The sequence below is a fragment of the Collinsella sp. AM17-1 genome (assembly GCF_003470665.1).
In the GTDB taxonomy this organism is placed as follows: Bacteria; Actinomycetota; Coriobacteriia; order Coriobacteriales; family Coriobacteriaceae; genus Collinsella.
Genome location: NZ_QRJZ01000007.1, coordinates 25,638 through 38,581 on the forward strand (window position 1 = coordinate 25,638; position 12,944 = coordinate 38,581).

At 61.4% G+C, this 12,944-nt stretch carries 9 protein-coding genes; 8 read left to right on the forward strand and 1 reads right to left on the reverse strand.

What is annotated here, in order from left to right; translation table 11 throughout:
• The first annotated feature begins 49 nt into the window (after positions 1 to 49).
• The 4 genes from DW195_RS04855 (at position 50) to DW195_RS04870 (ending at position 2,317) form a co-directional block, all read left to right on the forward strand.
• Positions 50 to 967, forward strand: a complete 918-nt coding sequence (locus DW195_RS04855; RefSeq protein WP_118206016.1) for a hypothetical protein — start codon at positions 50 to 52, stop codon at positions 965 to 967.
• Positions 957 to 1,427 carry an SsrA-binding protein SmpB gene (smpB, locus tag DW195_RS04860; RefSeq protein WP_006235325.1) on the forward strand — a complete coding sequence of 157 codons (471 nt, stop codon included), beginning with the start codon at positions 957 to 959 and terminating at the stop codon, positions 1,425 to 1,427. The genes DW195_RS04855 and smpB overlap by 11 nt, the downstream gene beginning before the upstream one ends.
• Positions 1,428 to 1,580: 153 nt before the next feature.
• On the forward strand, positions 1,581 to 2,084 hold the full coding sequence (locus DW195_RS04865; RefSeq protein WP_118206017.1) for a flavin reductase family protein: 504 nt from the start codon (positions 1,581 to 1,583) through the stop codon (positions 2,082 to 2,084).
• An 89-nt stretch (positions 2,085 to 2,173) separates the two neighbouring features.
• Positions 2,174 to 2,317, forward strand: a complete 144-nt coding sequence (locus DW195_RS04870; protein ID WP_055251878.1) for a rubredoxin-like domain-containing protein — start codon at positions 2,174 to 2,176, stop codon at positions 2,315 to 2,317.
• A gap of 466 nt (positions 2,318 to 2,783) precedes the next feature.
• On the opposite strand, the gene DW195_RS04875 is transcribed toward DW195_RS04870, so the two are convergent.
• Positions 2,784 to 4,040: an Nramp family divalent metal transporter gene (locus tag DW195_RS04875; protein ID WP_118206018.1), complete on the reverse strand. Its 1,257-nt coding sequence runs from the start codon at positions 4,038 to 4,040 to the stop codon at positions 2,784 to 2,786.
• A gap of 203 nt (positions 4,041 to 4,243) precedes the next feature.
• Between DW195_RS04875 and gltB the strand changes: the two genes are divergently transcribed.
• The 4 genes from gltB (at position 4,244) to DW195_RS04895 (ending at position 12,929) form a co-directional block, all read left to right on the forward strand.
• Positions 4,244 to 8,950, forward strand: a complete 4,707-nt coding sequence (gene gltB / locus DW195_RS04880; RefSeq protein ID WP_118206019.1) for a glutamate synthase large subunit — start codon at positions 4,244 to 4,246, stop codon at positions 8,948 to 8,950.
• A 5-nt stretch (positions 8,951 to 8,955) separates the two neighbouring features.
• Entirely contained in the window at positions 8,956 to 10,437 is a 1,482-nt protein-coding gene (locus DW195_RS04885; RefSeq protein WP_118206020.1) for a glutamate synthase subunit beta, read from the forward strand.
• Positions 10,438 to 10,791: 354 nt separating this feature from the next.
• Positions 10,792 to 11,499, forward strand: a complete 708-nt coding sequence (locus DW195_RS04890; protein WP_118206021.1) for a hypothetical protein — start codon at positions 10,792 to 10,794, stop codon at positions 11,497 to 11,499.
• A 353-nt stretch (positions 11,500 to 11,852) separates the two neighbouring features.
• The gene (locus DW195_RS04895; RefSeq protein ID WP_147356486.1) at positions 11,853 to 12,929 is read left to right on the forward strand and encodes a hypothetical protein; all 1,077 of its coding nucleotides are present in this window, start codon (positions 11,853 to 11,855) and stop codon (positions 12,927 to 12,929) included.
• Positions 12,930 to 12,944 lie beyond the last annotated feature (15 nt).

Consider the following 12,944-nt stretch of genomic DNA (forward strand, 5'->3'; position numbering starts at 1 on the left):
CGATATTTAAGGCGCGCGTTGAGTCTGCCGCCCGGACCGAGGAGTTGTCATGGACCTGCCTATCAGCTTGGAAGACATCACGTATGCCGAGAACTATCTGGCGCAGGGCGACCTGGCTACGGCGACGCCGCTGTTGGAGCGTCTGGTGGAGCTCGCCGAGGAGTATATCGACGCCGAGTGCAAGACGGAGGAGAAGCGCCAGTACTTTAGCTTCGACAGCAAGTTTGAGCGCCTGGCCTATCGCCGCGTGGAGAAGGATCCGCGCGAACTGGTGCAGGTCGAGGTTCCCTTTGACCGCCTGTACTCCGACATGGCGTTTGCCTACATCCGCCAGCAGGATTATGTGAGTGCTCGGAATGCCCTGATGCAGGCCGTACGTTGGGATCCCATGAACTGTAACTATCGCTTGGACCTGGCCGAGCTGTTCCGCGCACTCGAGGACAAGCAGGAGTGGGCATCGCTCTCGTTCTCGGTGCTGGAGCGCGCGAGCGACGGTAAGTGCGCCGCACGCGCCTACACCAACTTGGGTCAGTACTTCTTGGAGCCCGAGACCGAGAACATTTCGGCTGCCGTGGGCTGCGCGCGTCTGGCGCTGCGCCTGGCGCCCAATGATGCGCATACGACGCGCCTGCTCAACAAGATCCATACCACCTATCCGGATGCCGCTGATGAGAGCGACGACCACGTGATGGGTGAACTGGCCCTGCAAGGCGTGCCGACTTCACCTTCGGCCGAGATCGCCATCTGCCTGATCATGTGTGCGACCGACGCTGCGAGCGACGGCGACAAGCAGGAGGCTACGCGCCTGACGGTCCGTGCCCGCGACCTGGTGGGCGAGGAGGCATGCGCGGCGATCATTAAGCTGGTGCGTGAGAGCGATGCCGAGCTTAACGCCGAGCGCAAGGCAAAGCGCGCAGGCGCCGACAAGGGAGCCGACGGCGTCAAGGAGGCCAGCGATGCCCAGTAAGCGCGAGCGCAAGCTCATTTCCAAGAATCGTTCGGCACATCACGAGTACTTTATCGACGAGACGTTCGAATGTGGCATTGAACTGAGCGGTACCGAGGTCAAGTCGATTCGCGAGCGCGCGTGCCAGATTACCGATACCTTCGCGCTGATCCGCGGCGGGGAGTGCTGGCTCGTCGGCCTGCATATCCACCCTTATAGCCATGGTGGCGTGTGGAATCGCGATCCCGACCGTCGGCGTCGTCTGCTGCTGCACCGTAAGGAGATCGACTTTCTTGACGGCAAACTTCGCAACCGTGGTTATGCGCTGGTTCCGTTGGAGCTCTACTTTAATACCGACGGCCGCGTAAAGCTGCTGCTGGGCCTGGGCCGAGGCAAAAAGCTCTACGACAAGCGCGAGGACATGGCCAAGCGCGATGTCCAGCGCGAGATTGACCGCGCCCTCAAGGAGCGCAACCGCTAGGAGCGAGTTCACGGGAAGGTGCCCTACCGCGCCCGCCCCGTCTTCCTTGCTGTTTTGCCATATATTTCCAAAAGACGGCGTCCGTTATGGGCGCCGCTTTTTATGGGTACATACAGCCTTAAGGTTCAATCCCGGGTTAGGGGAGTACTTGTTATGGACAAAACTGCGTTCTTTACCATGCCGAGTGGCCTGTATGTGGTGAGCGCCGCGGCCGATGGGCAGCGTGCCGGCTGCGTCATCAACACGGCGGTGCAGGTGACGGCAGCACCGCCTCGCATCTCGGTTGCCGTAAACAAGGAAAATGTGACCGCTGGCGTGATCGAGACTGCCAAGGCCTTTGCGCTGACCGTGATCGACCAGACGGCGGATATGCTCTACATTGGCAACTTTGGATTTCGCACCAGCAGCAACTATGACAAGTTTGCCAAATACGAGACCCGCGAGACGGCTCTGGGCATGCCCTATGTGCCCGAGCATGCGGCGGCCCTGTTTAGCTGCCGTTTGATCGACACTGTGGATGTGGGCACGCATCTACTGTTTATCGGCGAGGTCGAGGATGCCGAACGCCTGAGTGACGAGACGCCGCTCACCTACGATTACTATCACAAGGTCCTAAAGGGCAAGACGCCTCCGAAGGCGTCCTCGTATCAAGGCTAGAAATGTTTTAAAAATACTTGCATTATATTATTGAGAATCTATACTGATAAATGAAGTACATCACCAGTCACGTTCGAGAGGAGAACATCATGGCTGAGGAGAAGAAGACGTATAAGTTCGTGTGCGTCGTTTGCGGTTACGAGGTTGAGGTCGATACGCCCGAGCTGCCCGAGGATTATGTGTGCCCGGTGTGCGGCGTCGGTCCCGATCAGTTTGAGCTCGTCGAGGAGTAGCTCGCAGGCACACGGCGATTAGCCATACAGAGCTCTGTCCAAGGGCCCCGGTCGAATTCACGGCCGGGGCCCTTTTCCTCCGTCCCCAAGGGATCACGGCTGCTGTTAGCCGATCCTGTCTGTCGTGAGTCTGGCCGACCGTTTGTCTCAATCTGTAACATGTGGCGGCTCAAAACGGGCCTATCTGTTACAGATTGAGACAAAAGGTTGGAGCTGAAGAAATGTCTCGATCTGTAACATCTAGAAGTGGAAATTGGGCCCACTTGTTACATATCGAGACAAACCAAAACCGTTCGGCAGAAGATCTCAACCTGTAACATCTAACAGTGAAAACGGGGTCTACGTGTTACAGATTGAGACAAACGGAGCTGTCCCTCGGAATGATCTCGATCTGTAACATCTAGACATCAAAAACTGGTCTATCTGTTACAGATCGAGACGTTTGCCTGGGTAGGTGCTCGTCCCATTACATTCCTGTCAACAACACGACATCGAGAATCGTCACGATGGCACCGATCCCTACAAGCAGCGCGTTGAGTGGACGCGAGTTGGCGAATTTGCCCATGACGCGGGGTGAACTGGTGAGCCGTATGAGCACAAAGACCGTAATCGGCAGTTGAAGCGACAGCAGTGCCTGACTCCAGATGAGACCTTCAAAAGGATTTGGGACGACTAGGCACGCCGCCACTGCTCCGGCGAAACAGGCCGCCACCCCGACCGAGGAATGTCGGTCGTGGATGTCGTATTCCTCGTCGAACATGCCCGCAGTGATGGTTCCCGCCGCCATGCCCGCTGTCACGCTGCTCGATAATCCCGCGAACAGCAGCGCTACCGCAAAGATGGTCGAGCTCGCCGGGCCCAAGATGGGGGAGAGCGTGGCCGCTGCGACGGCGAGGTCGTCTACGACAATGCCGTGCGCAAAGAAGGTCGTTGCGGCCAGGATGACCATGGCCGAGTTGATTGCCCAGCCCACGCCCATCGAAAAGAGCGTGTCGAAGAGCTCGTAGCGCAGACGTTCTTCGATAACTTGCTCGCCTTGGCCTTCGAAGTGCATGGATTGGATGACCTCGGAGTGCAGGAAGAGATTGTGTGGCATAACGACCGCGCCTAGGACACTTACGATAATCGCTGCCGAGCCAGTGGGCATACTGGGCGTGATCCAGCTTGCGGCGGCTTGCGGCCAGTCGACCTTGACCAGCGCAAGCTCGGCCAAAAACGAGAGTCCTACCACGCCCACGAAGGCGATGATCCAGCGTTCGGCGCGTTTGTAGGAGCTCGTCATGAGCATCGCCATCGATACTGCCGCCACGATGACGCAGCCCGCACGCACGGGCAGCCCAAAGAGCATTCGAAGCGCGATCGCACCGCCCAGGACTTCGGCCATGGCGGTGGCGATCGTGGCTAGATATGCGCTACCGAGTATCACACGCCCTACGAGGCGGGGCAGGTGGCGCGTCGTGGCCTCGGCAAGACACATGCCCGTGGCGATACCCAGGTGTGCCGCGTTGTGCTGCAACACGATGAGCATAATCGTGGACAGCGTGACGATCCACAGCAGCGCGTAGCCAAACTGCGAGCCCGCGGCCATATTGGAGGCCCAATTGCCCGGGTCGATAAAGCCGACGGTCACGAGCAGCCCGGGGCCGATATGCCGCGCAATGTCTAGGCCTCCGTGACCACCGGTGCGTCGGGAGCCAAAGTGTTGTTTGAGATGGTTGAGCATGGTCGATTCCTGTGTATGGGCGACGTGCCGTTTGCTTGACGCCGCAAAGGATACCCGTTTTGGACTTTAAAGTTAACGACGACTAACAAAATAATTGCGTGCGTTACGCGATTGTTTCGAAACGGGCGGGAAACACAGCGGGCCGGCGATGCTCCTAGTATGCCTAGTCAACTGACTGTCTAAATTTCTAGGGGAGGATCGCGATGCAGGCAGATTCCGCTCAGCAGCAGGGCCTTTATCGCCCCGAATTCGACCACGATGCATGTGGCATCGGCGCGCTTGCCGATATCAACGGTGAGCGCCATCACCAGATTCTGGACGATGCACTGTCCATTCTGGTCAACTTGGAGCACCGCGGCGGCACGGGACTCGAGAAGAACACCGGCGACGGCGCTGGCATCCTGTTCCAGGTTCCGCATCACTTTTTCCGTAAAGAGGCTCAAAAGTGCGGCCAGATTCTGCCGGCAGAGGGCGACTATGGCGTGGCAATGCTGTTCTTCCCGCAGGACGACAAGGGCGTAGAGGATGCCCGCCGCGTGTTTGAGGAAGGCTGCGCCGAGGCCGGCGTGCCGCTGCTCTTTTGGCGCGAGGTGCCGGTCGACCCGCACGACCTGGGCGAGACGACCCGCGCCTGCATGCCCACCATCTTGCAGGCTTTCCTGGGCCGCCCCGACGACACGCCCGCCGGCGATGCCTTTGAGCGTCGCCTGTACGTGTGCCGTCGCACCATCGAAAAGAAGGCCGACGCCGAGTTTGCCCTGCGCGACAAGATCTTCTACGTGTGCTCTATGAGCTCGCGCACCATCGTGTACAAGGGCATGCTGGTCGCCACGCAGATGCGCCGCTTCTTCATCGACCTCAACGACGCCGCCGTCAAGACGGCTGTGGCGCTCGTCCACTCGCGCTACTCCACCAACACCACGCCCAGCTGGGAGCGCGCGCACCCCAACCGCTTTATCATCCATAACGGCGAGATCAACACCCTCAAGGGCAACGTCAACTGGATCCGCGCCCGCGAGCCCAACCTGTACAGCCCTGTGCTGCAGCACGACCTTGAGCGCGTGATGCCTATCATCAACCGCGAGGGTTCCGACTCCGCGATTCTGGACAACGTGCTCGAGTTTTTGGTCATGAACGGCCGTCCGCTCACGCGTGCCGCGTCCATGTTGCTGCCCGAGCCGTGGGACCACAACGACAACCTGAGTGAGGAGCGCCGCGCCTACGACGCTTACCAGTCCATGCTCATGGAGCCGTGGGATGGTCCTGCCGCTATCGCCTTTACCGATGGCCGTACCCTGGGCGCCGCCCTCGACCGTAACGGCCTGCGTCCCGCCCGCTATTATGTGACGCGCGACGGTCGCTTTATGCTGGCAAGCGAGGTGGGCACCATCGAGGTGAGCCCCGAGAACATCCTGACGAGCGGCTGTCTGGGGCCGGGCCAGATGCTCGAGGTCGATTTTGCCCGCGGGCGCGTCATCTACAACGACGAGCTGCGCGCCCGTTACGCCAAGGAAAAGCCCTACCGTGATTGGATTGCCGAGGAGACGCTGACCGTCGACGTGCTCGATAGGCCTGCCGCGGCAACGCCCGCCGAGGACGCCGAGGTACCCGCCGCCGTGCGCATGGCTAAGCTCGGGTATCACTGGGATGACGTCGACGAGGTCGTGCGTCCCATGGCCCAGCAGGGCAAGGCCCCGCTCGCCTCGATGGGCATCGACGCGCCGCTGGCTTGTCTGTCCAAGAAGACGCGTTCGTTCTTCGACTATTTCTATCAGCTGTTCGCTCAGGTCACGAACCCGCCCATCGATGCCCTTCGCGAGCATATGGTCACCTCGACCACGCTCTACCTGGGCAACCACGGCAACCTGCTCGAGGACTCCCGTACAGCCTGCCAGCTGGTGCGCTTGGAGCGTCCGCTGCTGAGCGAGGAGGAGTTCGACCGCATTTGCGCCATCGACCGTGTTGGCTTTAAGACCCGTCGTTTCCGTGCCGTGTACCGCCGCGATGCCGGCGAGGGCGCGCTGCAGGCTGCGCTCAAGCAGCTTGCAGAGGACGTTGAGGCTGCGGTCCGCGACGGCGTAAACATCGTGGTGTTGAGCGATCGTGCCGCTGCGGGCGAGGTGCCCGTGCCGTCGCTGCTCGCCGTGGGCTGCGTGCACAATCACCTGATCCGCGCCGGCGTGCGTACCTTTGCCGACATCGTGGTGGAGTGCGGCGACGCCGTGTCCCCGCACGACTTTGCGGCACTGGTGGGCTACTCCGCGAGCGGCATCTATCCGTACAACGCGCATGCGTGCATCCGCGATCTGGCGGCACGCGGCGACCTGGACGTGACGGCCGAGCAGGGCATCGCCAACTACAACAAGGCTGCGACCGCCGGCATCGTCTCCATCATGTCCAAGATGGGTATCTCCACGGTGCAGAGCTATCACTCCGCGCAGATTTTCGAGGCCGTCGGCTTTACTCCGGAGTTCGTCAACGCGTACTTCGCCGGCACGGTGAGCCGTGTGGGCGGTATGGGTGTCGAGGACGTTGAGCGCGAGCAAAACGAGCGCTACGACGCCGCGCTCGCCATCCTTAAGAGCCCGGCTCCCGATCAGCTGCCCACGCTGGGTCTGACCAAGTGGCGCCCGCTCGGCGGCGAGGATCACCTCATCGATCCGCAGGTTGTCTACTTGCTGCAGACTGCCTGCCGCGAGGACAGCTACGACACCTTTAAGGAGTACAGCGCTCGCCTGCACCGCACTGGTCGTGCCGTGCGCCTGCGCGACTTGCTCGACTTTGATGCCAGTGGCCGCACTCCGGTGGCACTCGACGAGGTCGAGCCCGCACTCAACATCGTCCGCCGCTTTAACACCGGCGCCATGTCGTATGGCTCCATCAGCAAAGAGGCACACGAGTGCATGGCCATCGCCATGAACCGCCTGCACGGCCGTTCCAACTCCGGCGAGGGCGGCGAGGACCCGCGTCGCGAGACCCCGCTGGCCAACGGTGACTCCAAGAACTCCGCCATCAAGCAGGTGGCAAGCGCACGCTTTGGCGTGACGAGCCGCTACCTGTGCAGCGCCTTCGAGATTCAGATCAAGATGGCCCAGGGCGCCAAGCCCGGCGAGGGTGGACACCTGCCCGGCAAGAAGGTCTACCCCTGGATCGCCGAGGTCCGTCAGTCCACGCCCGGCATCGGCCTGATTTCGCCTCCGCCGCACCACGATATTTACTCCATCGAGGACCTGGCAGAGCTGATCTTTGACCTTAAGAACGCCAACCCCGGCGCGCGCGTGTCGGTCAAGCTGGTCAGCGAGGCCGGCGTCGGCACCATCGCCACCGGTGTGGCCAAGGGTGCTGCCGACAAGATCTTGATCAGTGGCCACAACGGCGGCTCAGGTGCCGCTGCGCGCGACTCTATCTGGCATGCGGGTCTGCCGCTGGAGCTTGGCCTTGCCGAGGCCCAGCAGACGCTGCTGCAAAACGGCCTGCGCTCACGCGTGGTGCTCGAGGCCGACGGCAAGCTCATGGACGGCACCGACGTTGCCGTCGCCTGCTTGCTGGGCGCCGAGGAGTTTGGCTTTGCGACCATGCCGCTCATCTCCATGGGCTGCCTCATGCAGCGTGACTGCCAGCAGGACACCTGCCCGGCCGGCATCGCGACGCAAAACTGCCGCCTGCGTCGCGGCTTCCGCGGCAAGCCCGAGCACGTTGAGCACTTTATGCTCTTTGTAGCCGAGCAGCTGCGCGAGGTCATGGCGAGCCTGGGCTTCCGCACCATCGACGAGATGGTCGGCCATCCCGAGTGTTTACGCCAGATCGAGGTCCCGGGCAACCGCAAGGCCAACCTGCTCGATCTGTCACCCGTGCTGGCGAGCGCGACCTGCGAGTTCGGTGCCCATATTCCGGGCGCCGACGGTCGCCACTTCCTGCCGCAGATGGCCGCGGACAGTGAGCTCGACAAGACGCTCGACTCCACGTTGTTTGTGCCTTACACGGCCGACGCTCGCGCGCACCTGCGCCCGATTCGCTTCCGCGCCGATATCGCCAACGTCAACCGCTGCGTGGGCACCATCTTGGGCAACGCGGTGACCAAGGCGCATCCCGAGGGCCTGCCCGCCGGCTCCATCACCATCGATTGCGATGGTTCGGCCGGTCAGAGCTTTGGCGCCTTCCTGCCGCGCGGCATTACGCTCAACGTGTGCGGCGACGCCAACGACTACTTTGGCAAGGGCCTTTCGGGCGGCGAGGTGTCGGTGCGCCCCAACCCGCATGCGACCTACAAGTTCGACGAGAACATCATCGTGGGCAACGTTGCGTTCTTTGGTGCCACGAGCGGTCGCGGCTTCATTAACGGTCTTGCCGGCCAGCGTTTTGCCGTGCGCAACTCCGGTGCCACCGTGGTGGTCGAGGGCTGCGGCAACCATGGCTGCGAGTACATGACGGGCGGTCTGGCGCTCATCCTGGGCGAGGTCGGGCAGAACTTCGCCGCCGGCATGACAGGTGGCGTGGCCTATGTCTTTGACCAGTACGGCACGCTCGATGCCCGTGTGAACCACGAGAGCGTTGAGCTCAAGGCCCCGACGGCCGGCGAGCTGGCGCAGATTCGCGAGCTCATCCAGGAGCACGTGGACGCGACGCAGAGCCCGCGCGGCATTAAGTTGCTCTACAGCTTCGACTCGATGAGCAAGCGCTTTGTGAAGGTCATTCCGACCGAGTACGAGCGCGTGCTGGCGATTGTCGCCGCGGGCGAGGCTGCCGGCAAGACGCATGCGCAGGCCGAGGAGCTGGCGTTTGACATTGTGACCGGTCGCGCCGACGCTGCTGATGTTGCCCGCTTTGACGTGGCGGGCGGAGCGGCTGTCGCAGGTGTTGCGCCCGTGGCCGTTGCCAGCTCTGTTGCTTCGACCAAGAAGGAGGCGTAAGTGCCATGGGTAAGCCCGGTGCTTTTCTTGATATCGATCGCGTGACCCACGAGCTTCGCCCCGTGGAGGAGCGCAGCCGCGATTTCGATCCGCTGTACGTGGAGCTCGACGACGACGCACGCCGTGCCCAGGCGAGCCGCTGCATGATGTGCGGCGTGGCGTTTTGCCAGATGGGCGCGAGCTTTGGCAAGGCACGCCCGAGCGGCTGCCCGCTGCACAACCTGATTCCCGAGTGGAATGAGCTGGTGTACCGCGGCCGCTGGGACGAGGCTGCCGAGCGTCTGTCGCTCACCTCGCCCATGCCCGAGTTCACGAGTCGCGTGTGCCCGGCGCTGTGCGAGGCCGCGTGCAACCTGGGTTCGGTCGATGGCCAGCCCACGACGATCCATGACAACGAGCGTGCGATCAGCGACCATGAGTGGGCAAATGGCGGTCCGCGTCGCTTTGAGCCGGCGGGGGAGGGCGCGCCCACGGTTGCCGTGGTGGGCTCCGGTCCTGCTGGTCTGGTGGCGGCATGGGAGCTTGCACGTCGCGGCGCCCGCGTGACGGTGTTTGAGCGCGACGACCGTCCGGGCGGCCTGCTCATGTACGGCATTCCCAACATGAAGCTCGAGAAGTCCGTGGTCGAGCGTCGCGTGGCGCTCATGCGTGAGCTGGGCATTGTGATTGAGCTGGCTGTCGACGTTACTAACCCTGCGGTGACGGCCGAGCTCGATGACTTTGACGCCGTCGTGGTGGCTGCCGGTGCTCGTGCTCCGCGTGGGCTTTCGGCTGCGAACGTGGATGCCCCGGGCGTGGTGTACGCGGTGGACTACCTGACGGCTTCGACCGTCTCGGTGCTCGACGGCGGCGAGCCCGCGGTGAACGCGCGTGGCCTGGACGTTGTGGTCATTGGCGGCGGCGATACCGGTAACGACTGCGTGGGCACCGCGGTACGTCAGGGTGCGCGTAGCGTGCGCCAGTTTGAGTTCTTGCCGGCGGCGCCTGATGCGCGCGCGGCGAGCAACCCCTGGCCGCAGTGGCCCAACGTGAAGAAGACCGATTACGGCCAGCAGGAGGCCATCGCTACCATGGGCGGCGAGATGCGCGCTTGGGGTGTGGATACGCTCGAGGTACTGTTGGACAAGAAGGGCGCGGCCGCGGGCCTGCGCGTGGTCGATCTGGATTGGTCGGCTGGCAAGCCCGAGCGCATCGCGGGCTCCGAGCACGAGGTGCCGGCCCAGCTGGTGCTCATCGCCTGCGGTTTTACGGGCCCGGAGCACGGTGTGTTCGATGCAGTGAGCGTGCCTGTTGCCACGGCGGGCCGTCCGCTGCCGGTGATGGCTGCCGAGGGCTCGCATCGTGCGGCTCGCGTGGATGGCGTTGCTGCGGATGCCACGCCGGTGTTTGTCGCTGGCGACGCCCGCAACGGCAGCTCGCTCGTGGTGAACGCCATGGCCGATGCCCTGGCCTGCGCTGCCGAAGTCGCAGACGCGCTGGAGCTGTAAGGTAGTCATTCAAGAACGTCCCCAATGACTAGTCATTTTTTTGTCTAGTCGTTGGGGACACTCTTTGCGAACGATTTGTTCGTTTGCTGACGTGCGGGTGTTCATTTGTCGACTTTTTGGGCTGTGGTCACCTGTTGTTTCTGTGGTGACTGCGGGCATCTGGCTCAAAAGGGCGGGTTGGCTGTCTATGTCTACCTGCGGTTTCTTTGCGGTGCGCTCATTCGGTCAAGTGTCCCGCCAAGTGTTTGGTTAGCATCTGGTTTGCAGCCGGAGGCCTATTTTACCCGCGCTGGCCGTGGCCGACCACCCTCCTCGTAAGCTCAAATTGAGGTCCATCAGTTTGAGGAGGATGCCATGACTGACCACGCTTTAGACCGAGCGCAGCTAGCCGAAGCCGTCGGCAACGATATTGCCGACATGGCCCATTTTTGGATGCTACGGAAGTTCCAGTTTTTGGAGCCGGCGCGCGAACAGTTCGAGATCATTGTCGACCCGTGGCTCAGCTATTGCACCGAGCCTTCGCAAAACGAAATCATGGCCTACAACATGGCATTTACCGATTGGCTGCTCTTCGAGCGCCCCTATCGCCATGGCAAGACGCTGCTCGAGCTGTATGTTGAAGAGCCGCCGACATCGCTTTCGCCTGCCTCGCTCAAGCGGCTCGAGCAGGTACGCGACACGCAGTATTTCTCGCGCTTTGGCATTTTGGACAAGGATCCTGCGACTGGTATGGTCGCGCTGAAGGACACGCGCACCGACTGTCGCTTTGATGTCTACGACCCGCATATCGTGCAAAAGGAGCATTGGAGCGACGGAGCGATTGCGGTGCGCCTCGCCTGCGTCGACGATGTCTGGCTGACGGCGGGACAACTCTATCTGTATGACATCGCACGCCTGAGTGACACGGCGGTCGACGGGCCTGGCGCCGTTCATCCAGAAGACCTGGAAGATGGCTTCGACACCTCATGCATCAGCTTCTTTTTGCGCCTGGTCCGCGACATCATGGGCGCCCAGGGGCGGTACGTAAAGTCGCTCAACATCTACGAGCAGGAGTGGGAGTAGGGGATGGGCTGTCGCAGCGCCGCCGCGTGTCTATTTGTCTCGATCTGTAACGTTTAGGGACAAAAAACCGGTCTACCTGTTACAGATCGAGACGAACGCTTGGGTGCCGCTGGTTTGTCTAAATCTGTAACGTTTGGGGGCCTGGAGAACGTCTAACTGTTACAGACCGAGACGTTTGGCACCTGGTTGGGGGAATGTCTCAATCTGTAACATCTACAGGCCCAAATTCGACCTACCTGTTACAGATTGAGACAAAGGTTGGACGCACGACTGAAAATCTCGATCTGTAACAACTAGAGGCCCAAAGACTGTCTTCCTGTTACAGATCAAGACATTTGTCAGCGGAGGCAACGGTGGCGATGGTCTATTTGTCCGATGTGGTGGTGATGGAAGTGTCTAATACCGTTCTTAAACACAAGCAGACGACACGTAACACCTTGGCGCGGAATAGGATGCTTGCCAGGCTCACGGAGGCGACCGAGCAAGGTGCGCTGCTCGCAACGCATGACAATACCGAGCTCATGTGGATGCGACGCCATGTTGGAACCGACGATATCGCGGAACCCGAGCCGTATTTGTTCTGCTTTCAACATGATTGGGGTGTGCTGACGCCGGCGGAGCGAACGCTGCGTACCATCAAAGGGCTTGCAGAGTTTCATCCCGATTGGGCGTTTTGGGGCTATGACGCGGCGCTTTTGTGGGGTCTGGAGGTGCCGAATGATCTGCTTGGGTCGCGTTTTCTTGTTAAGACGGGTTGTTCGGTGACGTTGAGCGGCGGGTGCAGGTTGTTGCGTCCGCAGATGGCGGGCGCACTCGAGCATGTTGATGGCGTGCGGGTGACGTCGTTTTGGCGCACGGTGGAGGATTGCCTACTGCGTGCGCCGTTCTCCTATGGGTTGGCGATTGCCGATTCTGCACTGCGGGCGAAAGGCGTATCACGTGGGGATTTGTGCGAGCGCCTCCGCGCCGATTGCGAGGGCAGGCGAGGGTATCGCAGGGCACAGGTGATTGCGTCGTATGCGGACGGGCTGTCTGAAAACGGCGGCGAGTCTCGGTTCCGAGCATTCTTTATTGCGTACGGCTTTCCGGTTCCGGAGCTGCAGGTGGAGTTTCGCGACCCGCTCGATCCGAGCCAGGTGTTTCGCGTCGACTATTTTTGGCGGCTCGAGGACGGGACGTGTGTCATCGGCGAGCTCGACGGAAAGGGGAAGTACACCTTGCAGAGCGGCGAGGGTCGGGAGTCGGTTGACCCATTCGTGGCAGAGCGTCAGCGGGAATCTCATCTGACAATGCTCGGGCATAAGGTGCTTCGGTTTACGTTTAACGAACTCAAAGACCCGGGGAAGCTAGTCGAGAAAATGAGGCTGGCGGGTATTCCTCGGCAGGTTGAATTGGCTGAGGAGTGGAGATGCCAGTGGTATGGGCGCTGAGAGGTTTTGTCTCGA

Coding starts and splice junctions, on each gene's coding strand:
- DW195_RS04855 (WP_118206016.1), top strand. CDS start 50: ATGGACCTGCCTATCAGCTTGGAAGACATCACGTATGCCGAGAACTAT.
- smpB (WP_006235325.1), top strand. CDS start 957: ATGCCCAGTAAGCGCGAGCGCAAGCTCATTTCCAAGAATCGTTCGGCA.
- DW195_RS04865 (WP_118206017.1), top strand. CDS start 1,581: ATGGACAAAACTGCGTTCTTTACCATGCCGAGTGGCCTGTATGTGGTG.
- DW195_RS04870 (WP_055251878.1), top strand. CDS start 2,174: ATGGCTGAGGAGAAGAAGACGTATAAGTTCGTGTGCGTCGTTTGCGGT.
- DW195_RS04875 (WP_118206018.1), bottom strand. CDS start 4,040: ATGCTCAACCATCTCAAACAACACTTTGGCTCCCGACGCACCGGTGGT.
- gltB (WP_118206019.1), top strand. CDS start 4,244: ATGCAGGCAGATTCCGCTCAGCAGCAGGGCCTTTATCGCCCCGAATTC.
- DW195_RS04885 (WP_118206020.1), top strand. CDS start 8,956: ATGGGTAAGCCCGGTGCTTTTCTTGATATCGATCGCGTGACCCACGAG.
- DW195_RS04890 (WP_118206021.1), top strand. CDS start 10,792: ATGACTGACCACGCTTTAGACCGAGCGCAGCTAGCCGAAGCCGTCGGC.